Origin of the sequence: Flavobacterium adhaerens (assembly GCF_040045115.1) — a bacterium.
GTDB classification, from domain to species: domain Bacteria; phylum Bacteroidota; class Bacteroidia; order Flavobacteriales; family Flavobacteriaceae; genus Flavobacterium; species Flavobacterium adhaerens.
On sequence record NZ_JBDLZX010000002.1, the window covers coordinates 32177 to 57468 of the forward strand.

Sequence of the window (25292 nt, forward strand, 5' to 3'; positions counted from 1 at the left end):
CGAATAAACGAATAAACGAATAAACGAATAAACGAATAAACGAATAAACGAATAAACGAATAAACGAATAAACGAATAAACGAATTTGCTGTTTATTTCCTAATACTATCGTGAGAGTGGGTTTGAGTTCCCTCATTCCATAAAGTAAGCAAATCTGTAGCTACAGATGCTCCACTTCCTGCGGCAATAGTCAATTGACTTCTCCAGCCAGCCAAAGTTCCAGCAACATAAATACCATCAGCCACTTTATGGTCAATGTTTTTTAGTTGAATTCTTTGTTTTTCGGGAAGTGCTTTTTGATGGGGTTCTACAAATTGCATTAAGCCTTCTATGCTAAATGTGTTGGCCGACCCAATTCCGATTACGATAGTACGGGTTCTATATGAGTTTTTATTAGTTGTTACCGTAAAGTCAGGGTAGTTCCCTTGTATTGATAGTACTTTCTCTTCAGGAATTTGGATGATATGAGGGTAAGTATCAAATAATTGTTGCGTACTTTCTGCCAATAAATCCGAACCTAATTTACCTGCTGGTATTCCGTAGGCATTATTAAAAATAGCTTCTTGAAGAGAAGAGGTTTTTTGGTGTGTGAAAATTCCAATTTTTTTTTCTGAAACAAAGGATTTGTTTTTTGCAGAGCCTAATACCATTGCACAGGATATTCCCGAAACACCACCACCAATTATCAATACGTCGAACACAATAGTTAGGCTTTATCGTTCATTTTTTCTACTATCTTTTTAGACATTCTAAAAATTAGAAGAATTAATACAGCACAAAATGAGGCAACTACACCTACAAGTGCTATTACACTATCTCCTTGGAAAGGATTTTTAAAATCAATTAAGGTTACATTGAAAATGAGCAGCGAAATGGCTAAGAACACCAAGATGTTAGTAAAAATTTTCATAGGTTATATTTTAGTTTTTACAAGTAATTTTTTAATCATAATTTGTTTTTAGCACGGTCAAATAAGATTGAGTTAAGTCCCGTAATAATGTTAGTGGGTAAAAGTATAATTTTTTTCTTTAGAGAAACAAGCCTTTAACATTAGCAGCAAATAATTTAACAGCTATTGCCAATAGGACTACGCCAAAAGTCTTACGAATCACTCCAAGTCCGTTCTTTCCTAATAATTTCTCTATTTTTCCAGATGATTTCAAAACAATATAAACGAGTATGATATTGAGTACTATGGAGATAACTATATTGATAGTGTGAAATTGTGATCGCAAAGAGAGTAAAGTTGTCATAGTTCCAGCACCAGCTATTAAAGGAAATGCTAAAGGAACGATAGAAGCAGAACTGGCTTCTTCGTCTCTATAAAGATGAATGCCCAAAATCATTTCCAACGCTAAAAAAAACAAAACAAAAGAACCAGCAACGGCAAATGAATGCACATCTATACCTATCAATTTCAAAAATTCTTCTCCAATAAATAAAAAAATAATCATAATAAATCCAGCCACTAGCGCTGCTTTTTCAGATTCTATATGACCATGTTTGGTTCGTAAACCAATAATGATGGGTATTGATCCCACAATATCAATAACAGCAAAAAGAACCATTCCGACTGTAATAATCTCTTTAATATCAAAATCCAGCATCTTGTAGTTTTTTTAATAAATAATTACTTTGTTGTTGTTTTAGCTTTCAAAAGTACATATATTTTTTTCAATTAGAATGTTTTGTTGTTAATCTGATAGTTTGTGCATAAATGAATCAAGTGTTAAATAGACTCGCTTATTTTGGATTTGATTTTTATGTAAGTAAAATTGGTGCAATGTGTTAATTTATCCATTTTATGAGTTTAAGTTTTCGGCCTTATTTTTATTTCCTGAATCTTTAGTTACCTTTGCAAAATGTTTCAGCTAGGAAAAACCATCGTATCGGAGGATATACTCCAAAAAGAATTTGTGTGTAATTTGTCTGCCTGCAAAGGAGCTTGTTGTGTCGATGGTGATGCAGGAGCACCATTGAGCTTGGAAGAAACAAAGGTTCTGGAAGAGTTATATCCAAAAGTGAAACCCTTTTTACGAAAAGAAGGAATTGAAGCTATTGAAGCTCAGGGAACTTGGATCAATGGTACCGATGGTGATCTCGAAACACCTTTAATTGATAATAAAGATTGTGCTTACGTTATTTTTGATGGGCCAACCGCACTTTGTGGAATTGAACAAGCCTATAATCAAGGAATAGTCGATTGGAAAAAGCCAGTTTCTTGTCATCTGTATCCTATCAGAGTTAAAGATTTTTCTGAATTTGCAGCGGTAAATTATGACAAATGGGATATTTGTGATGACGCTTGTTCTCTTGGTGCAGCACTCGAAGTACCCGTTTACAAATTTGTAAAAGAAGCTCTTATTCGTCGCTTCGGAAATGACTGGTATCTTGAACTTGAAAAAGTAGCCGAAGACCTAAAAAATGGCTTGTAGTTTAGTTGTGTGAACTTCTTCTTCTTTTCTTAAAAAGGATTATTTTATGGGGGTTTACATCGTTTTTATTGAGTTAAACACCTAGTAATCAGTAAAATAAAATAAGTAAGAAATTTCTCTTAAAAATCTATTTGTTGTTAAAAACTAAGAGTGATTGTGAATAAGTTTGACTTTTAAAAACCGCATTATTTCATAATCTTTGTAATTCGATTTTCGTATCAGTTTTCATTATAAAAAATCAAAATAAACATCAAATCCCATGTCTAAAATAGAACCAATTTTACAAGAAAATAAAAATCGTTTCGTTATTTTTCCAATCAAGCATCATGATATTTGGGAAAGATATAAAACGATGGAAGCTAGTTTTTGGACGGCTGAAGAAATTGATTTGTCGCAAGATTTAAACGACTGGAATCATAAATTAAATGATGATGAGCGTTATTTTATTAAGCACATTTTAGCATTTTTTGCAGCTTCAGATGGGATTGTTAATGAAAATTTGGCAGAGAATTTCGTAAATGAAGTTCAATATGCCGAGGCTAAGTTTTTCTACGGATTCCAAATTATGATGGAAAATATTCATAGTGAAACGTATTCACTTTTAATAGATACTTATGTAAAAGATGAAGCAGAAAAATCCGAGTTGTTTAATGCTTTGGATGTGTTTCCAGCTATTCGAAAAAAAGCAGATTGGGCTCTTAAATGGATAGAGTCCGATTCTTTCTCAGAAAGACTTATTGCTTTTGCAGCAGTAGAAGGAATTTTCTTCTCGGGAGCATTTTGTTCTATTTACTGGTTGAAAAAACGTGGTCTGATGCCTGGTTTAACCTTCTCAAATGAATTGATTTCACGTGACGAAGGAGTTCATTGCGATTTTGCTGTGCATTTACACAATCATCATTTGGTAAATAAAGTCCCAAAGACGCGTATTAGAGAAATTATTGTAAATGCTTTAGATATCGAAAGAGAATTTATTACCGAATCACTTCCTGTGAGTTTGATTGGTATGAATGCAAACTTAATGACACAATATCTTGAATTTGTTGCTGATAGATTATTAGTAGAATTAGGTTGTGCAAGAGAATACAATGTTGCCAATCCATTTGATTTTATGGATATGATTTCACTTCAAGGAAAAACTAATTTCTTCGAGAAAAAAGTTGCCGAATATCAAAAATCTGGAGTTAAAGTTTCCGAAAGTGGTGATGCTCAAAAAATTAGCTTTGATGCTGATTTTTAAGAAGTCTCTAACCAGAATTTGATACAATAAATAATAAAATAAAATAGTTATAAATTAAGTAGTTTTTAAGTTCCCCCAAATCTAAAAACTAAGTTGATTCAGCCCAATATTAAAGGGACTTATGACGGCATTTTGTTGCATTTTTTTAAAATGAAGCAAAATATCGAAGGGAGTTATGTGTCAACACCGAGTAAAAAATGAATTATGAATTCCTACTATTCGTAAGTCGAAATTCATTCACTAAAATAAATTTGATAGTATGTACGTAGTAAAGAGAGATGGTCACAAGGAGCCTGTAATGTTTGATAAAATTACAGATAGAATTAAAAAATTATGTTACGGCTTGAACGAATTGGTAGATCCAGTTAAAGTAGCTATGCGAGTTATTGAAGGTTTATATGATGGAGTTTCGACATCAGAACTTGATAATCTTGCTGCAGAAACTGCTGCTTCTATGACAATCGCACATCCTGATTATGCACAGTTGGCTGCTCGTATTGCGATATCAAATTTACACTCGAATACAAAAAAATCATTCTCGGAAACGATGAATGAAATGTTTCATTACATCAACCCAAGAACCAATCTTGAAGCTCCATTATTAGCCGAAGAAGTGCATAGAGTGATTATGGAAAATGCTGAATTTTTAGATTCCCATATCATCTATAATAGAGATTTTAACTACGATTACTTTGGTTTCAAAACTTTAGAGCGATCGTATTTATTGAAAATAAACGGTAAAATTGTAGAGCGCCCACAGCATATGCTTATGCGTGTTGCGGTAGGGATTCACTTAGACGATTTAAAATCGGTTATGGAAACGTACGACTTAATGTCTAAAAAGTACTTTACACATGCAACTCCTACATTGTTCAATGCTGGAACACCGAAACCGCAAATGTCTTCTTGTTTCCTTTTGGCAATGCAAGATGATAGTATTGATGGTATTTACGATACCTTAAAACAAACCGCAAAAATTTCACAATCTGCTGGTGGAGTAGGGCTTTCTATTCACAATGTTCGTGCTACAGGATCTTATATTCGTGGTACTAATGGTACTTCAAACGGAATTGTACCGATGCTGAGAGTGTTTAATGACACGGCACGTTATGTAGATCAAGGAGGTGGAAAACGAAAAGGGAGTTTTGCCATTTATATCGAAACTTGGCATGCTGATATTTTTGAATTCCTTGATTTGAAAAAGAATACAGGTAAAGAAGAAATGCGTGCAAGGGATTTGTTTTTTGCAATGTGGACTTCAGATTTGTTCATGAAACGCGTACAAGAAGACTCAACTTGGACCTTGATGTGTCCTAACGAATGTCCAGGTTTGTATGATGTGTATGGAGAAGAATTTGAAGCGTTATATACAGATTATGAGTTTAGAGGGAAAGGTAGAAAAACCATCAAAGCGCGTGAATTATGGGAAAAAATTCTAGAATCTCAAATCGAGACTGGAACTCCATATATGTTGTACAAAGATGCAGCGAACAGAAAATCAAATCAAAAAAATCTAGGTACGATTCGTTCATCAAACTTATGTACTGAGATTTTAGAATATACTTCTAGCGATGAGGTGGCAGTTTGTAATTTAGCTTCTATTTCTTTGCCAATGTTTGTTGAGAACGGAGCGTTCAATCACCAATTGTTATTCGATGTGACCAAACGTGTAACTCGTAACTTGAATAGAGTAATTGACCGAAATTACTATCCAGTTAAGGAAGCAGAAAATTCTAATTTACGTCACAGACCAGTAGGATTGGGTGTACAAGGTTTGGCAGATGCTTTTATCATGTTGCGTATGCCTTTTACCAGTGATGAAGCTAAAACATTAAACCAAGAAATTTTCGAAACACTTTATTTTGCCGCATGTACAGCTTCTATGGAAATGGCAATCGAAGAAGGTCCATATTCTACTTTCAAAGGTTCTCCAATGTCTAATGGAGAATTTCAACACAATCTTTGGGGATTAAAAGATGAAGAATTGTCAGGAAGATGGGATTGGGCTTCATTGAGAAAAGAAGTTATGAAAAACGGTGTTCGTAACTCATTATTGGTAGCTCCAATGCCAACAGCTTCTACTTCTCAGATTTTAGGAAACAATGAAGCTTTTGAACCATATACTTCTAACATTTATACAAGACGTGTATTGTCTGGTGAGTTTATTGTTGTTAATAAACATTTATTACACGATTTAGTAAAACTTGGTTTATGGAATGAAGACTTGAAGCAAGAAATCATGCGTCAAAACGGATCTGTTCAAAATATTGATATCATTCCTCAAAATTTGAAAGACTTGTACAAAACCGTTTGGGAAATGTCTATGAAAGATATTATCGATATGTCTCGTCAGAGAGGATATTTTGTGGATCAATCGCAATCATTAAACTTATTTATGCAAGATGCTAACTATTCAAAATTAACATCGATGCACTTTTACGCTTGGCAGTCAGGTCTGAAAACAGGAATGTACTATTTGAGAACGAAAGCAGCGGTAGATGCCATTAAGTTTACTTTGAATAACGATAAAAAAACTGTTTCTATTCCAGAATCTAAACCGCAAGTTAGAAATGCTGAAGCCGTAGAGGTTGATACTTCGATGTCAGTAGAAGAATACAGAGCTATGATCGAACTAGCTAAAAATGCTGGCCCAGAAGATTGCGAAATGTGTGGGTCTTAATTGATAATGACATTATAAAAAAAATAGCCGTTCCTGAATAGGAATGGCTATTTTTTTTATAACGGATTTATTGTTTTATGCTTCTTGTTTTCTCTCTCCAATTTGTTGTCTCCACATCGCATAATAAAGTCCTTTTTCGGCTAGTAAGTCGTCATGTTTACCTTGCTCAATTATTTGCCCTTGTTCTAAAACAAATATTTTATCAGCATGCATAATCGTAGATAAACGATGGGCGATTAAAACGGTTATTTGATCTTTTTTGGATGAAATGTCCCGAATGGTTTTGGTAATTTCCTCTTCGGTAATCGAATCTAATGCTGAAGTTGCTTCGTCAAAGAGTAATAAATGTGGATTTCGTAACAAAGCTCTGGCAATAGATAGGCGTTGTTTTTCCCCTCCAGAAACTTTAATACCGCCTTCACCAATAGTTGTGTAAATACCGTTTTCTGCTCTCGCTAATAAATTCTGACATGCCGCTTTTTGCAATACTTCATTGATTTCGGTATCAGTTGCATCGGGTTTCACAAACAGTAAGTTGTCTTTTATAGTGCCCGAAAAAAGCTGAGCATCTTGTGTTACAAATCCCAATTGTTGTCTTAACTCGGTAAGATCGATGTCATTTGCATTTTTTTCATTGTAAAAAATGGCTCCTTCAGCTGGGTTGTACAAACCAACGAGCATTTTTACCAAAGTTGTTTTTCCGCTTCCTGAAGGTCCTACAAAGGCTATAGTTTCGCCAGCTTTGGTATCAAACGAAATGTTTTTTACCGCATAGGTGTTTGCGCTTTGGTGTTTGAATGATATATTTTGAAATTGTAAATGATTAATAGCTCCAATAGTTTTTGGATTGACTGGGATTTTTTCGCTTTCTGAATTCATTAAGGTTCCAAAGTTATCCATAGAAGCTTTGGTCTCATTGTAAGTGGCGATTACATTTCCTAATTCCTGCAATGGATTGAATAAAAAGAAAGAAAAGAACATCAAGGTAATCAAATCTCCGGGTTTGATAATGTCATGGAAAATGAACATATACAATGAAAACACTAAACAGGTTCTCATAAAATGAACTGTTGTGCCTTGGATGAAACTTAACGAACGGATGAAGCGTACTTTTTTGAGTTCTAATCCAAGAATTTTTATGGTAGTTGCATTGAGTCGGTTGACTTCTTGTTCTGTTAAACCTAAACTTTTTACAAGTTCAATATTGCGTAAAGATTCTGTTGTTGCTCCAGCCAAAGCGGTTGTTTCGCCTAAAATCTCTTTAGAAACTTTTTTGATCCTTTTGCCTAAAAAAGAACTAACAAAGGCAATTACGGGAACTGTTATTAAAAATATTGGGCCTAATAGCCAATGAATACTCACCGCATAGACCACTATAAAAACAATGCCAACTACAGATTGGAAAATTAACGAAATGGATATAGTGATAAATTTTTCGCAATCAATTTTTACTTTTTGGAGTTTTCCTAAAGTTTCACCAGAACGTTGGTCTTCAAATTCTTGAAAGGGTAATTGTAATGCTTTTTGAATACCGTCCGTGTACATTTGAGCACCAGTTCTTTGGATGATAATATTGGTGTAATAATCCTGAAAGTTTTTTGTAATTCTGGACACCATTGCTGCTCCAAGTGATAATCCCAACCAACCTAAAACGGCTTTTATAAAATTAAGTTTGTTGTGACTGAAATTAGCAACTCCTACACCGCATTCATTTAGTAATTTTCCAATAATGATGGAGTCAAACATCGAAAAACATTGATTGATTGTGGCCAAAAATAGGGCAATATATAAAAGTGTTTTGTGGGTTTTTATATAGTTATATAGTGTTTTCATAAAAAATGTATTAGGTAGAAAGATTCAGTTGCAATCCCTTTTTGATTGAAAGGAAACAAAATTATAATAAAACATCGAAATATTTCGATATATAAAAAATATATTTTTATATTTGTTGCATGATTACGGAATTAACAATTAAGCAAGTCGAAAAAATATCTAAAGCTTTAGGGGATCCCTATCGTTTGAAGATCATGAAGATGGTGGGTAAAAGTGAAGAATGTGTACAGTGTTGTGATGTGATTTCGGAGTTCAATCTGGCTCAGTCAACAATGTCTCATCATTTGAAACAATTGATCGATGCTGAATTGCTTATAGCAGATAAAGAAGGTCGTAATCTAAAATTTGTAGTAAACAGAGAAATTTGTGCTGCTTATGCTAATTATGTTAGCAATTTTGGGCTTTAGCCTTTTTTTTATTTCAAAACATCGAAATATTTAGATATTTAAATACTTAAAACAATCAAATTAATTAAAGAAATTATGAAAAAATTGAATAACAAAGTGGCTGTGATTACAGGAGGTAATAGCGGTATTGGATTGGCAACAGCCAAATTGTATGCTCAACAAGGAGCAAAAGTGGCAATTACGGGACGCAATAAAGAAACTATAGATAAAGCTGTTTTTGAAATAGGTCAAGGATCTATTGGTTTGACAAGTGATGTATCGGATTTGAAAGCCATTGACAACACCTATAAAACCATTAGTGATACTTTTGGTAAAATAGATGTATTGGTTGTAAATGCTGGAGTTTTTATTGCGGCACCGATAACCGAATATACTGAGGAAATGTTTGATCAAACCAGTGATATTAATTTTAAGGGTGTTTTCTTCGGGATTCAAAAAGCTTTACCGTATTTAAACAATGGGGCATCGGTAATTATTACAGCTTCAACGGTAGCACACAAAGGATATGCAACAACAGCGGCTTATTCTGCTACTAAGGCAGCGGTGCGTTCTTTAGCCAGAACCTTATCGGCTGAATTATTAGATCGTAATATCCGTGTGAATGTTTTGTCTCCTGGTCCAATCGATACACCTATATTCCAGAGAGATGGTGCTTCGGAAGAAGAAGCAAATCAAACCAAAGCTCATTTTGCTTCTACCATACCTGCAAAACGAGTAGGAACTTCAGAGGAAATGGCTGAAGGCTTTTTGTATTTGGCCTCAGATGATTCTAAATTTATGATTGGTGGTGAATTGTTATTAGATGGGGGAGCAGCAACTTTGTAAATTGTGAAAATATATCCAAGTAGTGATTTAATCGAGTTAAAGCGCTACTTGGATTTATATAAAAAATTTATTATTAAGGGTTGAATGAAAAACCTACGCTAAAAAACAATCGCACTGTATCGAAATTATTTATCCACGAAGTGTCAAAATGTATGGGACCTAAAATAGATTGATACGAAATTGCAGCTCCTCCTGATAGTACCAAGCTTGTTTCTAAACTGTCGTCCCAATTTCCTTTAGGGCTAAAGGCATTGCCAATGTAATCATTAAAGTTAGCAAAGCCTACACTAGCCAGATTAAAATGAGGAGTGAGGTATAGCTTTCCAATTGCATTTATTTGTGTACCCAGTCTAATTCCCATTAATTGTGAGACATTGAGTTCGTCTTCATGAAGACCAGGAAAAGAAAAACGATAGCTTCCTGAATTCTGAATAATACCTCCCATAAAATATTTTGCTGCAAAACCAAAATCACTCAGAGATTGATGGTTTTTAAGTTTATCCATGAACATAAAATAAGAATCAAAGCCAATCATTCCTGATATTCTTTTTTTAAAAATTATTCTTCTTTCAAAAGTAAATCCTAATTTGGTATAACCATTTGTCGAACCCGATACGGCGGGCAAGGTTTCATCTAAATACGAAATATTAACATCAGTTAGTAATGAGCGATTTATATTGGCTTTTAAAATGGTTCCATTAGTAGCAAAGAATACTTTATCCATATCATTATACGAATAATGAATGCCAGCTTCAATGCTTTTAAAGTTGTAGTTATGAATCGAGAAAATATTGGAATTGTAATCGGAGTTGTATTTTGGTTTTAATTCGGTATAGTTGTAATTTAATCCAAAACCAACGTAATTTTTTAGAGAGTTTAAATTTTTATTGAATTCGGTATTGAATTCGAAGGCATTGTATAGCATATTATCGGCTGATTTGCCATCGAGAAAAATCTCTTGTTTTAAAAAAGCACCATATAATTCTGATCCCCACCACCAACTTTTATTTTTACTAAAGTTTTTTTGAAAGCCAATTCTAGCTTTAGGCTGTTCGGCTATGTCAGCCGTAACAATTAGACGAGAGGATTGTGTCAGAATATTTCTGGCAGTATAGTTAAGGATTAAGCCAACACCTCTGTAGGTGTCATAATGTAATGAAGTGTTGAGTTGGTTTTTACTATGTTCGTGACCATATAATGTTAGTCCTAATTTATCTTTATCTGTAATAAAATAACTATAGTTGATTTGATCAAAAAGATTAGTTCCCATCGCTCTATTAATTCCAGCAATTAAATCTGATGGAGTATATTTGGTATGTGTTTTAATGTTTGTTCGAGCGATTACTAATGGAATATTTTCTTTACTTACGTTTTTGTAAACAATAGTATCAAAGGAAAACTCTTTTAATGTTTCTGGAAGTTGATGAGTTCGTTGTTGGTAGGGTTTTAATTTTTCTGCTAAAGCTGTCAAAGCAGGTAAAACTTCGTTGGTAGCGATTTTACCGTCTTTATAAATTTCGCTACTTTTTTCAAAATCAGCAGTAGAAAAACGTAAATTGGGCAGATGATCGACCAAAATGTCACAGAGTGCTTGATTCGCTGGGTTTTTAATATTGCTGGGGAACATACTGGTTTGCATCAAGACTGTTACGAGACTGTTCAGTTTATCGATGGGTTCCATTCCTCCACCAACATCGCTTCCAATAATGATATCGGCTCCCATTTGTTTGGCTACATCGGTAGGGAAATTATTCATGACGCCGCCATCAACCAAAACTGTTTTTTCATGAGGTATAGGATTGAAAATTGCTGGTAAGGACATGCTGGCTCTCATTGCGTATGCCAAACTTCCTTTGCTTAGTATGACTTCTTTTCCTTCGACTAAATCAGTCGCCATTGCCCGAAAGGGAATTGAAAGTTTGTCAAAATCTTTGATGTTGTAAACAGGAAAAGTTAGTTCGGAAAGGTATTCTCTTAAATTTTGATCGTTTAATAAGGAACTCACACTGTTTAGTTTCCCATCTTTGACCCCAATTCCAACTAAATATCTTTGAAATTCTCTTTTTTCTTCTACACCTACATTTTTTAGAGACAAACCACCTCCTAAAACTTTATCCCAATCGATATGATTGGTAATGCTTGCGATACTGTCTCCTGAATATCCCATGGCATATAACCCCCCGATGATGCTTCCCATACTGTTCCCAACTATAAGATCTGGAACAATGTGTAGCGAATCTAATTTTTGTAAAAGAGGAATGTGAGCAATTCCTTTGGCACCGCCTCCACTTAGAACTAATACGACTTTAGGTTTTTTGTCTTGAGAAAGTATTATTTGTGGAAGGCTTATTACAAATAACAGGATAATGAACAGCGTTTTTTTATTTATAATCATAGCATATTTATGAGTGTGAAAAATAGAGGCCTTTTTGTTTGTTTAAAAATACTTAGTTATTTGTAATTGAGCAATTTTTTGAATGAAATTAGTGTCCTGCGGTTTTAGAAAAAATATTAATTACAATAACTCCAATTAATATCAGAGTTAAACCAATAATAGCTGGCAAATCGAGCATTTGTTTAAAAAAAATAACACCAATTATAGTGATCAAAACAATCCCTACTCCAGACCAAATAGCATAAGCAATTCCGATTGGAATTGTTTTTATGGCAAAACTCAAAAAATAAAAGGCTCCACAATAACCAATAATAGTAATAATACTTGGGATTAATTTGGTGAATTCAGCTGATTTTTTTAATGCTGAAGTAGCAATGATTTCAAAGACAATCGCAATCATCAAAAATAGAAAGTTTTTCATATCTCAAGTTTTTGTTCAAAGTTATATTTTTTATTAATGAAAAATAAAAACCCTCACATTTCTGCGAGGGTTCTATCTTAATTCTTAGTACTAAAAGTCTTAATACTAGTATCTGTAATATTCTGGTTTGAATGGTCCTTGAACTTCAACACCAATATAAGCCGCTTGATCGTCACGTAAAACTTCCAATTCAACGCCTAATTTAGCCAAGTGCAAAGCAGCTACTTTTTCATCTAAATGTTTTGGTAACATATACACTTCGTTTTTGTAAGCTGCACTGTTGTTCCATAATTCAATTTGAGCCAAAGTTTGGTTGGTAAATGAGTTACTCATTACAAAACTTGGGTGACCAGTAGCACAACCAAGATTTACCAAACGACCTTCAGCCAAAATGATGATGTCGTTTCCAGCGATAGTATATTTGTCAACTTGTGGTTTGATTTCGATTTTAGAAGCACCGTGGTTTTTGTTCAACCAAGCCATATCAATTTCGTTATCAAAGTGTCCGATGTTACAAACAACCGTTTTGTCTTTCATTTTCTCGAAATGACTTCCAACTACGATATCTTTATTTCCTGTAGTTGTAATGATGATATCAGCATTAGCAATTACAGTATCTAATTTTTTAACTTCGTAACCGTCCATAGCCGCTTGTAAAGCACAAATTGGATCGATTTCAGTAACGGTTACAATAGAACCAGCACCTCTAAAAGAAGCAGCAGTTCCTTTTCCAACGTCACCGTATCCGCAAACTACAACTCTTTTTCCAGCTAACATCAAGTCAGTTGCACGACGAATAGCGTCAACAGCAGATTCTTTACAACCGTATTTGTTGTCAAATTTTGATTTAGTAACAGAGTCGTTGATATTGATTGCAGGCATTGGTAATGTTCCCGCTTTTACTCTTTCGTACAATCTGTGAACACCAGTTGTAGTTTCTTCTGATAATCCTTTGATTCCAGCTACCAATTCTGGGTAACGATCAATAACCATATTTGTCAAATCTCCACCGTCATCCAATATCATGTTCAATGGTTTTCTGTCTTCACCAAAGAATAAAGTTTGTTCGATACACCAGTCAAATTCTTCTTCATTCAAACCTTTCCAAGCATAAACAGAGATTCCAGCAGCAGCAATTGCAGCAGCAGCCTGATCTTGAGTAGAAAAAATGTTGCAAGAAGACCAAGTAACTTCAGCGCCAAGAGCAATCAAAGTTTCAATCAAAACAGCAGTTTGGATGGTCATGTGCAAACATCCAGCAATACGAGCTCCTTTAAGCGGTTGTTCGTCTTTGTATTCTGCACGAAGTGCCATTAAACCTGGCATTTCAGCTTCGGCCAATTCAATTTCTTTTCTTCCCCAAGCCGCTAGAGAGATGTCTTTTACTTTGTAAGCCACATAAGGCGTAGTCGTTGTACTCATTTATAGTATATTTGTATGATATTTAAATTTTTTGCAAATTTATGTAATAAGTTATGATTTAAAAAGCATTCGACAATATTTGTGATTTGTTTAATGCTGTTATTAAGTGTGTTTTAGATTGTAGATTAGTTATTTAGAATTTTTGATTTAAGGAATATATGACAATAATTGTGTTTCTTAAATCGTAATGGAATTCAAAATCTGAAATCTAAAATCTAAAATCTATCCCGATAGCTATCGGGACTAAAATCTAAATTCTCAATGCCTTTATACAAAACAATAGATCTTGAATTCAATACTCGGATTCTGATTTGGAAAGTAGCTGAATCCTTAGAGGAACTGGAGTCGAAAGTAGAATTGAAACCCAAAACCCAATTGCGGTTCAATGGGATGAAATCAGAGTTGCATAAAAGAGCTTTTTTATGCGTGAGAATGTTATTTAAAGAAATAGGGGTTTCCGATTTTGATTTGCATTATGACAAATTCGGAAAACCTTATTTGAGTGATCAGCGTCATATTTCAATCACTCATTCGCATAATTTTGCAGCTATTATTGTGAGCGATAAGACCGTTGGAATCGATATGGAATTGCAGCGCGAAAAAATCATTCGAATAGCTGATAAGTTTGTTGATTCGGAATTTACGTATCTACAACCCGAATTACAAGATGAGTATGTCAAAAAACTCACCGTAATTTGGGGAGCCAAAGAAGCTATTTTTAAGATCCGAAACGAAAAAGGAATCAGCTTCAAAGATCATATTCAAGTAGATAATTTTTTATTGGATCAAAATCAGACTAAAGCTTGCCTTCTTTTTGATAATTTGCAAATGAAGTTTGAGGTGTATTATCTAGAAGTAGAAAGTTTTACTTTGGTTTATACTTTTGAGGGGAAAATACTTATATAGTCACTTTATTTCGATGTTCGAATATATTGAGGAATAAAAACGTACCCATCTTTCTGGCACGACGTTTTAAAATGTCTGCATTTTCGCCCTCATAAAGATCATCTATAGTTTGTAGCCAATAGTTTAACCAAATTCCAAACTCATTTGTTGTGATAACACCCCCAAAAAGGGCATCTACTTTTGTGTGAACTTCCAACGGATTTCCTTTGTATTTTTTGACTGCGAATAAATTGGTTTCCCAAAAATCGGTAAGTCTTTCTAAATGCTCTTCCCAATTTTGAATTGTTCTATTAAAATAAAAACCGATTTTCCCATCGGTTCTTATTTTGGTATAAAAGGTATGAACCAAAAGGGAGATGTCGTCTCGGTTTTCTATTGTTTTTTTCATCGTTAAAGATTGTTGACAATAATCAAAATAATGCTAATAAAGACACTAATCAACATAAGATTAAAAACAACTTTACGACTAAATTGAGCTAAAATTGAGGTGTTAGCAAACATGCTTGATAGTACAATAAGGGTTAGTTGTACCATTTGTAGAAATGAAGTGCCGTTAGAAAGAACAAACATGGCTGCCGCTGCACCAAGACAACTTTGCCCGATTATGGCTAATGTTGCTGCACCAAAATAATTTTTGTTGAAATTTTCGAATATTGAGTTGTAAAGTGTCATAATGTGTAGTTTTTATAATAACAAAACTACACTTGTATTGCTTCTCGTTTTTATGACTCAAATCATAATAAGAATTTTATCGATAAACTTTTCGCTTAATTATTTTCAATTCACTTTTTTTCTCTAATGATTTTATGGCTCTAATAACAGTCTCTACTCGTAGGCCAGTTAGATCACCAATTTGTTGTCTGGTAAAACTGATAAGATAACCGTTTTCATCTTTCTTAAAATTAAAATGTTCGATAGCATAATCGATCAATTTCAAAATGCGGTGTTCTGGTTCCTGAGAGGATATTTCGGCTGCCATAACAGATTTGTAATAAAGACGCTGTGATAGATTTTGGACGAATTTTAATCCCACCAGTGGATTTTTGGAAATTAATTCTAAAAACTGATTTTTAGGCACACAGACAATTGTGGCATCTTCAACAGCAATTGCGGTAGCAGGATATAGTTTGTCTATAAATAGAGGAGGTTCGCCAAAACATTGGTTTTCATAAAAAAAGCCTTGTATGAATTCTCGGCCGTCATCGTTATAATTACTCATTTTAACCTCACCCGAAAGAATTTGGTAGTAATGCGTAGGTAACTTTCCTTCTTGAAAGACTATGTCCGATTTTTGATATTTTTTTATCAATCCGCCAAATTCTTCCAGTAACTTTAAAGCAATCATAATTTTTTATTTAAAAAAAATAAACCTGAAATCGAAACAACAAATATAATTCATTCAAAATTGTTTACAGACTTTGAAAAAACTTTTACTTTTACCGTTCTATGCAATATAAAAACGAATTATACCAAGAATTACTGCAATACAAGCTAACGGGCAGAAAAGCCCTTGCCATATTACTGGATCCCGACAAAATAGTTTGGGAACATTTAGCGTATTTAATAGAACAGATAAACCAATCGCCAGCAACACACATTTTTGTTGGTGGAAGTATAGTAGAATCGAAAATTTTAGACCAATTAATTATTCGTTTAAAAGAAGAAATCAACTTGCCGATTCTTTTGTTTCCAGGTGATACTTCTCAGATTTCATCTCAGGCCGATGGGATTCTATTTTTGTCGTTAATATCCGGTAGAAATCCAGATTATTTGATAGAACATCAAGTAAATGCAGTTCCTATTTTGAATAGGATGAATTTAGAAATCATACCTACTGGGTATATGTTGATTGAAAGCGGGACTCAAACTGCGGTAGAAAGAGTGAGTCAAACCAAGCCTTTAGCCCGTAATAATATCGAATATGCTATTTATACAGCTCAGGCTGGCCAAATGTTGGGTAATAAACTTATTTATCTAGAAGCAGGAAGTGGAGCAAAGCACGCTGTTCCCCTAGAGATGATTTATCAGGTTTCAAAGGGTATTCAAATTCCATTAATTGTTGGTGGCGGAATTGCAAATCGTGAAGCTATTCAAAATGCGTATGAAGCTGGTGCAGATTTGGTAGTAATTGGAACTGCTTTCGAAAAGAATATTGATTTTTTTAATTCTTAAAATACTAAAATTGTAGAATAAAATGTTTGATTATTTATTTGCCCAATATAGTGGTTATCCAATTCACGAGGTTTATTTAGAACTTATTGCTGTTTTTTTTGGACTTTTGAGTGTATGGTTTGCTAAGAAAGATAATATTTGGGTTTTTCCAACTGGTTTAATAAGCACATCTATTTATGCGTATTTACTTTGGCAATGGAGTTTGTTGGGAGATTCCATGATTAATGTGTATTATTTTATAATGAGTTTTTATGGGTGGTATCATTGGACAAGAAAGAAAGATAATATCGTTGAATTTCCAATTTCTTCGATGAACAGCAAAGAAATGGTAACAGCAACCATTATTTTTGCATTAACCGTTTTTTTTGTAGTTATTGTATATCTTTATTTTGATAAATTTACCAACTGGTACTCTTATTTAGACACATTTTTGACTGCAATTTTTTTCGTTGGAATGTGGTTAATGGCTAAAAGAAAAGTAGAAAATTGGGTTTTATGGATTGTAGGGGATCTACTTTCAATACCTCTTTATTTTGCCAAAGGATACACTTTTACCAGTTTTCAATATATAATATTTACAATTATTGCCATTTATGGCTATTTAGAATGGAAGAAAATCTTGTACAACTCACAAAAACTGGAGCTTCATCAGTTATAAAAATTGCCATTTTTGGTCCAGAATCAACAGGTAAAACAACCCTAGCTACCCAGCTCGCCGATTATTACAAAACGGTTTGGGTTCCCGAGTTTGCACGCGATTATTTACAAGAAAAATTAGATAGCGGTCGTGGAATTTGTGACATTGATGATATGTTGCCGATAGCTTATGGGCAAACAAAATTGGAAAATGAAGGAGTTTTAAAAGCGAATCGTTATCTGTTTTGTGATACTAATTTGTTGGTAACCAAGGTTTTTTCGGAGTTGTATTATAATTTTTGTGATTCGTTATTGGATAAAGCAGCGCGTTCGCATCAATATGATTTATTCTTTTTGACCGATATTGATGTCCCTTGGGAAGATGATGGTTTGCGAGATAGTCCAGATGGAAGGGAAGATGTTTTTGGAGCATTTAAACAATCATTAATTGATAATAAAAAACCATTTATTACTATTTCTGGTGACAAAGAAACACGTTTGAAAATAGCTGTTGACATCATTGAAGACTTGACAGAGGCATTGCAAATGGGGTTGTCATCTGCAGATTTTGTTCAAATTTACGAGCATGGTATTCCAATTGAAAATATTAAGAGACAGTTAGAGATTTTTAATGAAGGAATTCCAAAAACAGTTTTAGTGAATCCAGCCACCCATAATCATGGGATTTTAAAATTGTCAGAAACTGATTTTGAGCAAAAAGCCGTTTTTTTTGACGAGAATAAATCTAAACTTCAGTTGCTAAAATTTGTTCCTGCTTCAGGCGCAGCTACAAGAATGTTTAAATTTTTGTCAACTTTTTTAAATGATTTTGATTTAAGAAATGAAACAATCAATGCTTATATCAATCGAAAGAAGGATACTGAGTTGCCACTTTTTATTGTTGGGATGGATAAATTTCCTTTTTTTATAGAGATTGATAAAAAGTTGCATGAAATATATCCCGATTTTGATACTTTTAAACGTGATTATAAAAACTATTATTTTATAAAAACATTATTGGCTTCAGAGTATTTTGATTTTGCTAATAAGCCTAAAGGGATATTACCATTTCATAAATATCCCAACAAGATTTCTGCTCCTATTGAAGAGCATTTGTATGAATGTGCTTTTTATGCAACTTCAAATGATAAGTCTAGTTTGCATTTAACGGTTTCCGAAAATCATCAAGAGCAGTTTGAGTCTATTATTAATCAAGTAAAAGAGAATGTTGAAATAAAATCGAATTCAAAAATTGCTGTATCGTATTCCTATCAAAAGAAAGAAACCGATACCATAGCTGTGGATTTAAATAATAGCCCTTTTCGAGATGAAAATGATAAATTAGTTTTTAGACCTGGTGGACATGGTGCATTGATTGAAAATTTAAATGCAATTGATGCAGATCTTGTTTTTGTGAAAAATATTGATAATGTGATTCAAAATAATATTCATCAAATTTCTTTTTATAAAAAAGCTTTGGCAGGAATTTTAATGGAATTACAAAGCCAAATATTTGAATATATGAATGCTTTGGATACTGAGGAAATGACTATTGAAGGAATAGGTGAGATTACTCTTTTCCTAAAAAATCAATTGAATATAGAAGTGAACGCTGATTTTTCAAAATTTAAACTTAAGAACCAAATAAGTAAATTAAAAGAATTGCTTGATCGACCTATACGCATTTGTGGAATGGTAAAAAATGAGGGAGAACCTGGAGGAGGACCATTTTGGGTAATGGGTGCAGATGGGAGAAGAACATTACAGATTGTGGAGACGTCACAGGTTGATTTGAATAATGCTGAACAATTGAAAATACTTAGCAATGCAACACATTTTAATCCAGTAGATTTAGTTTGTGGATTAAGAAATTATCAAGGGCAGAGGTTTGATTTGAAAAAATTTATTGATCTGGATAGTGGTTTTATTGTTTATAAAAATCATGGAGGAAAGGATTTAAAAGCCTACGAACTTCCTGGTCTATGGAATGGGGCTATGGCCAATTGGTTGACTGTTTTTGTTGAAGTTCCTTTGTTTACTTTCAATCCTGTGAAAACAGTAAATGATTTATTAAAGCCAGCTCATCAACCATTATAAAATGGAATTAGAAATTATCCTTTCGGAGATAAAGTATAAGGCAGTACGAAGCAGTGGAGCCGGTGGACAAAACGTGAATAAGGTTTCGTCTAAAGTTGTGTTGTCTTTTGATTTGAAAAATTCTCAAGGATTGAGTGAAGAAGAAAAAGCTTTATTAGAAATTCAAATAGCAAATAGACTTACTGTTGATCAAATTTTAATTCTGAATTGTGATGAAGATAGGAGTCAGCTTAAGAATAAGGATTTAGTAACGAAAAGGTTTTTGTATATTATTGAAAGAGGATTACATGTTCCGAAAGAAAGAAAACCTACCAAGATTCCAAAATCAGTAATCCAAAAGAGAATAAAAGACAAGAAGAACATGTCAGAATTGAAGCAGTCTCGAAAAAGACCTGAATTATAGAATATATAATAACAAAACAGCAACCTATAAAAGGTTGCTGTTTGTTTTAAAGGATTAATGTTTGTTGTTATTTATCTTCTTCAACCAAAGCTACTTCATACATATCTTTTCCATCAACTTGAACTGGTTGGTAGTAAGTTTCACCAAATTTTACATATTTTGTGTCACCTACAGTAACTTCTTCACCGCCTTCGGGTAAATTATCCACTAGAGTTCCTGCTTCGGGAGCAACTACGGTATAACCATTAGATGATTTTTCATAATACGAACCACCGTAATAATAATTGTTTACCGTTGTTCCGTTATTTATGGTTTGTGCACCACTAGGAATAGTTGTTACGGTTCCCCCAACTGGAGCAGCTACAGCTTGATAACCACCACTTGTTGGTTGGTACCAAACACCTTGATCGTAGTGATATTTTGAATTTTCAACGCTAACTATAATAGCAGTTGTAGCCAAAGTAGCAACAAAGAAACCCCATGGATGCCAAGCTGGTCCCCAGTAAAAAGGACGATAAGGTCTTGGGTAATAAGGGTGGTAGCAATTGTAACGATAGCCACCATATCTATAAGGAGGTCTAGCATATGGCCTACTGTTGTGTCTTACATAAGTATTTCGGTTATTATGGACATTAACGTTTCTATTAACATTGACGTTGACATTTTTTTTGCTGTTGTCTATGTTTATTTTGTTACCACCTTTAATGTTGGTGTTTTTATTGCCAATACTTGTTTTGTTACCGATATTATTTTTGTTACCAACTTTGTTTTTATTTATGGTATTACTATTTCGGTTACCAACTTTTGAATTGTTACCAATTTTAGAATTACTGTTTATTGAGCTTGGTTTTTTAACAGTTGATGGTTTTTTAATTCCAGAAGTCCCTCGATTAGCTGAAGAAACATTTGGCCTTGATTGAGAAGCTGATCTCGATGGCATTGATTTGTGTGTAGCTCCTCCATGTGTAGCCCCACCTCCATGTGCAGCTCCACTACCACGTGTGCCACCACCACCACGGTGTTGAGCAAAGCTTTCAGCTGTGATGAATAGAAGAAGACCAAATAAGCATAGAAATGCTTTTCTTGTAAGTGTTACTTTTATTATTTTCATTTTGAAAGTTTTAAGAAGTTAAATTGTTTTTTTTATAAGTACCTGTATAAGAATTAACTGTAGCTAAATTAGTAAATTTATCTTATTGTTTATTTGTTTAAAGGAAATATCTGATGTTATTATTTTGTAATATTTTTAGGTTTGAATTGAAAAATAAATGATTTTGATAGTTCAATAGCATTAAGTGTGATTAAAACAAAATCAGGAAACGCTATAAATTTCTAAAAATCTTTTTTACTTTTGCGCTGTCTCAAAGGGGTGCTCTAAAATAACGAGCTGAGATTATACCCAAAGAACCTGGGCAGGTAATGCTGCCAAGGGAATAGATTCCTGAAAGTGTTTTTTCTTTCAGGAATTAGAACAAATCATATTTTTTTAACAAAAGAATAATTGCCCCTTTTATTCGTAAATCATTTACGGATGAATAATCTATTTTTTAAAAAAGATGCTAAACAGAAAACCAAAAGAGTTTTGGTAACCTCTTCTGTTTTTCTTCTGACTTCTTTTTTCTTAACTGCGCAAGAAAAACAAAAAGATTCTACCCAAGTCAATCAACTCGATGAGGTTTTGGTTTCGGCAGTAAGAGTTACGTCTAAAACGCCAGTGACTTTTTCTAATATGAGTAAAAAACAACTAGAATCTAGAAATCTTGGTCAAGATATTCCAGTTTTGATGAATTATTTACCATCAGTTGTAACCACTTCTGATGCAGGAAATGGGATGGGATATACCGGAATTCGTGTTCGTGGTAGCGATGCTACTCGTGTTAATGTTACGATTAATGGAATTCCGTACAATGATGCCGAAAGTCAAGGTACTTTTTGGGTAAATATGCCCGATTTTGCTTCATCGGTAGAGAGTTTGCAATTACAACGTGGAGTTGGAACTTCAACCAACGGGTCTGGAGCTTTTGGAGCAAGTTTGAACATGTTGACCGATAATTATGCGTCTAAAGCAACTGGTGAAATTTCGACATCCTTTGGTAGCTTTAATTCTAATAAGAATACTGTAAAGTTTAGTACGGGTTTGCTGAATGACCATTTTGAAATTGCAGGACGATTATCAACGCTGAAATCGGATGGTTATATCGATAGAGCGAGTTCGGATTTAAAATCGTATTTCTTGCAAGGGACTTATGTTGGGAAGACCACTTTAATTAAAGCGCTGGCTTTTGGAGGAACCGAAAAAACGTATCAAGCTTGGAACGGAATTGATGCTGCAACTTTAGAAAGAGAACGAACTTATAATCCTTCGGGAGCATTTACCGACGAATTTGGAAATACTCGTTTTTATGATAATGAAACCGATAATTACCAACAGGATCATTATCAATTGCATTGGAATGAAGCGTGGTCTGATAAATGGAGTTCAAACTTTGCATTGCATTATACCAAAGGGAAAGGGTATTATGAAAACTATAAAGAGGATGCCGATATGGCTGATTATAGTTTGAATGCTGTTGGTGCAATCTCAACTACTGATTTGGTGCGTCAAAAATGGTTGGATAATGATTTTTATGGAACTACTTTTTCGGTAAAATATGCAGCAGATAAACTGGATTTGATTATCGGCGGAGGATGGAATAAGTACGAGGGAGATCATTTTGGGAAAGTAATCTGGGCACGATATGCTTCACAATCTGAATTAGGAGATCATTATTATGACGATTTTTCGACAAAAATAGATGGAAATATTTTTGCAAAACTTAATTTTCAGCTTACCGAAAAATTGAGTTTGTATGGAGATATGCAATACCGAAATGTTCAATACAAAGCCAATAGTTGGGAAACAGGTTTGGTAGATGATAATTTTAATTTTTTTAACCCAAAGGGAGGTTTGAATTTTGAAGTGAATCAGAAAAACAATCTTTATTTTTCATACGCAAGAGCAAACAGAGAGCCTAATCGAACAGATTATGAAGGCGGAAATCCAAAACCAGAGAAATTAGATGATTATGAATTAGGATGGAGATTTAAATCTTCTAATGTCCAAGTAAATTCAAATGTTTACTATATGGGTTATCAAGATCAACTGGTCTTAACGGGTGAGTTGGATGATGTTGGTAATCCTATCCGAAAAAACAGCGGTGATAGTTACAGGTTAGGTTTAGAAGTAGATGCAACTATTCGATTTTCTGAAAAATGGTCACTTTCTCCTAATTTTACTTTGAGTACAAATAAAAATGTCGATTTTGTTACAGATGCAACGGGAAGTTTAGTCGATTTGGGAGATACCAATATCGCATATTCTCCAGATTTTATTGCCGGAAATATTTTGATGTTTTCCCCATTAAGACCATTAAAAATAAGTTGGTTGTCAAAATATGTTAGCGAGCAATACATGAATAATATCGATGATGCAAGTGGAAAATTAAAAGATTATTTTGTGAATGATTTAAATATTAGTTACGAAATAAAAGTAAAATCCGTTTTCAAGGCTATTATGGTTAATGTTTTGGCAAACAATATTTTTAATGTTGATTATGTTTCCAATGGAGCCGATTATGGAGGAGGATATGTGTATTATTATCCTCAAGCAGGAGCTAATGTTTTAGCAGGTCTTACCCTTAAATTCTAAAAAAGAATATTTCTTTATGTCAAAAATCCTGATCGTAATTGAACTGTCAGGATTTTTGTTTTTAGATTGAATAGAATTTAGAGGATCTTAAAAATTGTCTTCGATGAAATTATGGATTACTATAGGAAAAGGAAATGTTTTGGCAGTTTCTATGCTAATGCCTTTTTCAAAAATGCCTTCTATTCTTGCTTTCCAAAACTTGATATGCAAATGTTGATGTGAGAGTTTGTGAGTAATACTTTGATCGTTGTATTCTAGTAAACTCGTAATCTTGTTTTTTGGTGGGAAATATTCAGGGATTTTAGAAGCTAAGATTTCAAAATCTACCTCCTTTTCAGTTTCAATAAGAGGGAACTCGTATAAATTATACCAAATTCCTTTTGATGTGCGTTTTTGGATTAGAATATTTTCTGTAGTATCAATGCCAATTATATAGTTAAAATAACGGTTTCGGATTTTAATTTTTTTAGATTTTACAGGTAATTGATCGACTTTCTTTTTCTGCAAAGCGGCACAACTATTACTAAAAATACAAATGCTGCAATTAGGATTTTTGGGAACACATTGTAAAGCACCAAATTCCATTATAGCTTGGTTGAATTGAGCAGGGTTATCTTTGGGTATAAGTTGGTATGCTAAAGCCGAAAATTCTTTTTTTGCCAATGGCTGTGCAATATCGGTTTCGATATCAAAGTAACGCGATAATACTCTGAAAACATTTCCGTCAACTACTGGTACGCATTCATTATAAGAGAAAGAAGCAATTGCAGCGGCTGTGTATTCGCCAATTCCTTTTAGTTTCAATAAGTCTTTATAGTTGTCAGGAAAAACACCGTTCATTTCGTTAGCTACTATTTGAGCCGTTTTGTGTAGATTTCGAGCACGAGAATAATATCCTAATCCTTGCCAGAGTTTTAAGACTTGCTCTTCATGGGCATTTGCCAAATCAAAAACTGTTGGAAAAGTAGTTGTAAATGATAAAAAATAAGGTGTTCCTTGCGCAACTCTGGTCTGTTGTAGCATGATTTCAGAGAGCCAAATTGGGTATGGATCGGTGGTTTTACGCCACGGCAAATCTCTTTTATTTTGTAAGTACCAGTTAATTAGTGTTTTATAAAAATGCATCTGAAAATTTTAGAAAACAAAAGTAAATGTTTATGTAATTAAATTTTAACGATTTAGGTTGATTTATTGTTTTTTAAATTCCTATATTTGCACACTCAAAAAAATTATTACAACATAATAAAAAGGAAAGAAAATGACGAAAGCAGATATCGTAGCGAAGATTTCAGAAAAATTAGGTCTTGAAAAAGGAGATGTTCAGGCAACAGTAGAGACTTTTATGAACGAAGTAAAAAACTCACTAGAAACAGGTGATAACGTTTACTTAAGAGGTTTCGGTAGTTTTATCGTTAAGACTAGAGCTGAAAAAACTGGAAGAAATATTTCTAAAAATACCACTATCAAAATTCCAGCACATAACATTCCTGCTTTTAAACCTGCAAAAGTTTTTGTTGAGGGAGTTAAAGTAAACAACGAAGCAAAATAACACTATTAATTAATTATAAAATCTATTAGATATGCCAAGTGGTAAAAAAAGAAAGAGACATAAGGTAGCGACTCACAAACGTAAAAAAAGAGCGAGAGCTAACCGTCATAAAAAGAAAAAGTAGTTTTAAACTACTTTTTTCTTTTTTAAGTTCATTGAAATCGAGAATTAGTATTCAGGTGT

At 33.6% G+C, this 25292-nt stretch carries 24 protein-coding genes; 12 read left to right on the forward strand and 12 right to left on the reverse strand.

Annotated features, from left to right (window positions below):
* Positions 1 to 92: 92 nt before the first annotated feature.
* The 3 genes from ABEB18_RS02835 to ABEB18_RS02845 all read right to left on the reverse strand — a co-directional run bounded on the left by ABEB18_RS02835 (position 93) and on the right by ABEB18_RS02845 (position 1607).
* Positions 93 to 701 (reverse strand): FAD-dependent oxidoreductase, encoded by a 609-nt coding sequence (locus tag ABEB18_RS02835; RefSeq protein ID WP_348797510.1) that lies wholly within the window; start codon positions 699 to 701, stop codon positions 93 to 95.
* A gap of 5 nt (positions 702 to 706) precedes the next feature.
* On the reverse strand, positions 707 to 910 hold the full coding sequence (locus tag ABEB18_RS02840) for a hypothetical protein (RefSeq protein ID WP_348797511.1): 204 nt from the start codon (positions 908 to 910) through the stop codon (positions 707 to 709).
* Between the two features lie 118 nt (positions 911 to 1028).
* Positions 1029 to 1607 carry a MarC family protein gene (locus ABEB18_RS02845; protein WP_348797512.1) on the reverse strand — a complete coding sequence of 193 codons (579 nt, stop codon included), beginning with the start codon at positions 1605 to 1607 and terminating at the stop codon, positions 1029 to 1031.
* Between the two features lie 255 nt (positions 1608 to 1862).
* Here ABEB18_RS02845 and ABEB18_RS02850 point away from each other — a divergent pair, with 255 nt between their 5' ends.
* The 3 genes from ABEB18_RS02850 (at position 1863) to ABEB18_RS02860 (ending at position 6355) form a co-directional block, all read left to right on the forward strand.
* Positions 1863 to 2435 (forward strand): DUF3109 family protein, encoded by a 573-nt coding sequence (locus ABEB18_RS02850; RefSeq protein WP_348797513.1) that lies wholly within the window; start codon positions 1863 to 1865, stop codon positions 2433 to 2435.
* A gap of 259 nt (positions 2436 to 2694) precedes the next feature.
* The gene (locus ABEB18_RS02855) at positions 2695 to 3675 is read left to right on the forward strand and encodes a ribonucleotide-diphosphate reductase subunit beta (RefSeq protein WP_348797514.1); all 981 of its coding nucleotides are present in this window, start codon (positions 2695 to 2697) and stop codon (positions 3673 to 3675) included.
* A 259-nt stretch (positions 3676 to 3934) separates the two neighbouring features.
* Positions 3935 to 6355 carry a ribonucleoside-diphosphate reductase subunit alpha gene (locus ABEB18_RS02860; RefSeq protein WP_348797515.1) on the forward strand — a complete coding sequence of 807 codons (2421 nt, stop codon included), beginning with the start codon at positions 3935 to 3937 and terminating at the stop codon, positions 6353 to 6355.
* Between the two features lie 75 nt (positions 6356 to 6430).
* On the opposite strand, the gene ABEB18_RS02865 is transcribed toward ABEB18_RS02860, so the two are convergent.
* Positions 6431 to 8188 (reverse strand): ABC transporter ATP-binding protein, encoded by a 1758-nt coding sequence (locus ABEB18_RS02865; protein WP_348797516.1) that lies wholly within the window; start codon positions 8186 to 8188, stop codon positions 6431 to 6433.
* Positions 8189 to 8307: 119 nt separating this feature from the next.
* On the opposite strand from ABEB18_RS02865, the gene ABEB18_RS02870 reads away from it, so the two are divergent.
* Both ABEB18_RS02870 and ABEB18_RS02875 read left to right on the forward strand, forming a co-directional pair.
* Entirely contained in the window at positions 8308 to 8595 is a 288-nt protein-coding gene (locus ABEB18_RS02870) for an ArsR/SmtB family transcription factor (RefSeq protein WP_348797517.1), read from the forward strand.
* A gap of 75 nt (positions 8596 to 8670) precedes the next feature.
* The gene (locus tag ABEB18_RS02875) at positions 8671 to 9420 is read left to right on the forward strand and encodes an SDR family oxidoreductase (RefSeq protein WP_348797518.1); all 750 of its coding nucleotides are present in this window, start codon (positions 8671 to 8673) and stop codon (positions 9418 to 9420) included.
* Between the two features lie 73 nt (positions 9421 to 9493).
* Here the strand turns inward: ABEB18_RS02875 and ABEB18_RS02880 are convergent, their stop codons facing one another.
* The 3 genes from ABEB18_RS02880 to ahcY form a co-directional block, all read right to left on the reverse strand.
* Positions 9494 to 11815: a patatin-like phospholipase family protein gene (locus ABEB18_RS02880; protein WP_348797520.1), complete on the reverse strand. Its 2322-nt coding sequence runs from the start codon at positions 11813 to 11815 to the stop codon at positions 9494 to 9496.
* 88 nt (positions 11816 to 11903) lie between these two features.
* On the reverse strand, positions 11904 to 12236 hold the full coding sequence (locus tag ABEB18_RS02885) for a DMT family transporter (RefSeq protein WP_348797521.1): 333 nt from the start codon (positions 12234 to 12236) through the stop codon (positions 11904 to 11906).
* Positions 12237 to 12341: 105 nt separating this feature from the next.
* Complete coding sequence (ahcY, locus tag ABEB18_RS02890; protein WP_348797522.1) at positions 12342 to 13658, reverse strand: adenosylhomocysteinase; 1317 nt, start codon at positions 13656 to 13658, stop codon at positions 12342 to 12344.
* 261 nt (positions 13659 to 13919) lie between these two features.
* On the opposite strand from ahcY, the gene ABEB18_RS02895 reads away from it, so the two are divergent.
* Positions 13920 to 14564, forward strand: a complete 645-nt coding sequence (locus ABEB18_RS02895; RefSeq protein ID WP_348797523.1) for a 4'-phosphopantetheinyl transferase family protein — start codon at positions 13920 to 13922, stop codon at positions 14562 to 14564.
* On the opposite strand, the gene ABEB18_RS02900 is transcribed toward ABEB18_RS02895, so the two are convergent.
* The 3 genes from ABEB18_RS02900 to ABEB18_RS02910 form a co-directional block, all read right to left on the reverse strand.
* Positions 14557 to 14952: a group III truncated hemoglobin gene (locus tag ABEB18_RS02900; RefSeq protein WP_348797524.1), complete on the reverse strand. Its 396-nt coding sequence runs from the start codon at positions 14950 to 14952 to the stop codon at positions 14557 to 14559. The two genes, ABEB18_RS02895 and ABEB18_RS02900, sit on opposite strands and share 8 nt — an antisense overlap.
* Before the next feature lie 2 nt (positions 14953 to 14954).
* A complete protein-coding gene (locus ABEB18_RS02905) occupies positions 14955 to 15236 on the reverse strand; it encodes a hypothetical protein (protein ID WP_348797525.1) in 282 nt (93 codons plus the stop codon).
* A 76-nt stretch (positions 15237 to 15312) separates the two neighbouring features.
* Positions 15313 to 15909, reverse strand: a complete 597-nt coding sequence (locus tag ABEB18_RS02910; protein ID WP_348797526.1) for a Crp/Fnr family transcriptional regulator — start codon at positions 15907 to 15909, stop codon at positions 15313 to 15315.
* Between the two features lie 101 nt (positions 15910 to 16010).
* On the opposite strand from ABEB18_RS02910, the gene ABEB18_RS02915 reads away from it, so the two are divergent.
* Genes ABEB18_RS02915 through arfB form a run of 4 tightly spaced genes read left to right on the forward strand, consistent with a single transcriptional unit; the run spans position 16011 to position 19872 of the window.
* The gene (locus tag ABEB18_RS02915) at positions 16011 to 16736 is read left to right on the forward strand and encodes a phosphoglycerol geranylgeranyltransferase (RefSeq protein WP_348797527.1); all 726 of its coding nucleotides are present in this window, start codon (positions 16011 to 16013) and stop codon (positions 16734 to 16736) included.
* Positions 16737 to 16758: 22 nt separating this feature from the next.
* The gene (gene pnuC / locus ABEB18_RS02920; RefSeq protein WP_348797528.1) at positions 16759 to 17394 is read left to right on the forward strand and encodes a nicotinamide riboside transporter PnuC; all 636 of its coding nucleotides are present in this window, start codon (positions 16759 to 16761) and stop codon (positions 17392 to 17394) included.
* Positions 17343 to 19469 (forward strand): DUF4301 family protein, encoded by a 2127-nt coding sequence (locus tag ABEB18_RS02925; RefSeq protein WP_348797530.1) that lies wholly within the window; start codon positions 17343 to 17345, stop codon positions 19467 to 19469. Before pnuC ends, ABEB18_RS02925 begins: the two co-directional genes overlap by 52 nt.
* A 1-nt stretch (position 19470) precedes the next feature.
* Positions 19471 to 19872, forward strand: coding sequence for an alternative ribosome rescue aminoacyl-tRNA hydrolase ArfB (gene arfB / locus ABEB18_RS02930; RefSeq protein WP_348797531.1), 402 nt, complete (start codon positions 19471 to 19473; stop codon positions 19870 to 19872).
* Positions 19873 to 19939: 67 nt separating this feature from the next.
* On the opposite strand, the gene ABEB18_RS02935 is transcribed toward arfB, so the two are convergent.
* Positions 19940 to 20983 carry a DUF6515 family protein gene (locus ABEB18_RS02935; RefSeq protein ID WP_348797532.1) on the reverse strand — a complete coding sequence of 348 codons (1044 nt, stop codon included), beginning with the start codon at positions 20981 to 20983 and terminating at the stop codon, positions 19940 to 19942.
* A gap of 420 nt (positions 20984 to 21403) precedes the next feature.
* On the opposite strand from ABEB18_RS02935, the gene ABEB18_RS02940 reads away from it, so the two are divergent.
* Positions 21404 to 23560, forward strand: coding sequence for a TonB-dependent receptor (locus ABEB18_RS02940; RefSeq protein ID WP_348797533.1), 2157 nt, complete (start codon positions 21404 to 21406; stop codon positions 23558 to 23560).
* Between the two features lie 87 nt (positions 23561 to 23647).
* Here ABEB18_RS02940 and mutY read toward each other — a convergent pair whose 3' ends face one another.
* On the reverse strand, positions 23648 to 24685 hold the full coding sequence (gene mutY, locus ABEB18_RS02945) for an A/G-specific adenine glycosylase (protein WP_348797534.1): 1038 nt from the start codon (positions 24683 to 24685) through the stop codon (positions 23648 to 23650).
* Between the two features lie 133 nt (positions 24686 to 24818).
* Here mutY and ABEB18_RS02950 point away from each other — a divergent pair, with 133 nt between their 5' ends.
* Positions 24819 to 25109: an HU family DNA-binding protein gene (locus tag ABEB18_RS02950; protein WP_035634379.1), complete on the forward strand. Its 291-nt coding sequence runs from the start codon at positions 24819 to 24821 to the stop codon at positions 25107 to 25109.
* The last annotated feature ends 183 nt before the right edge of the window (positions 25110 to 25292 follow it).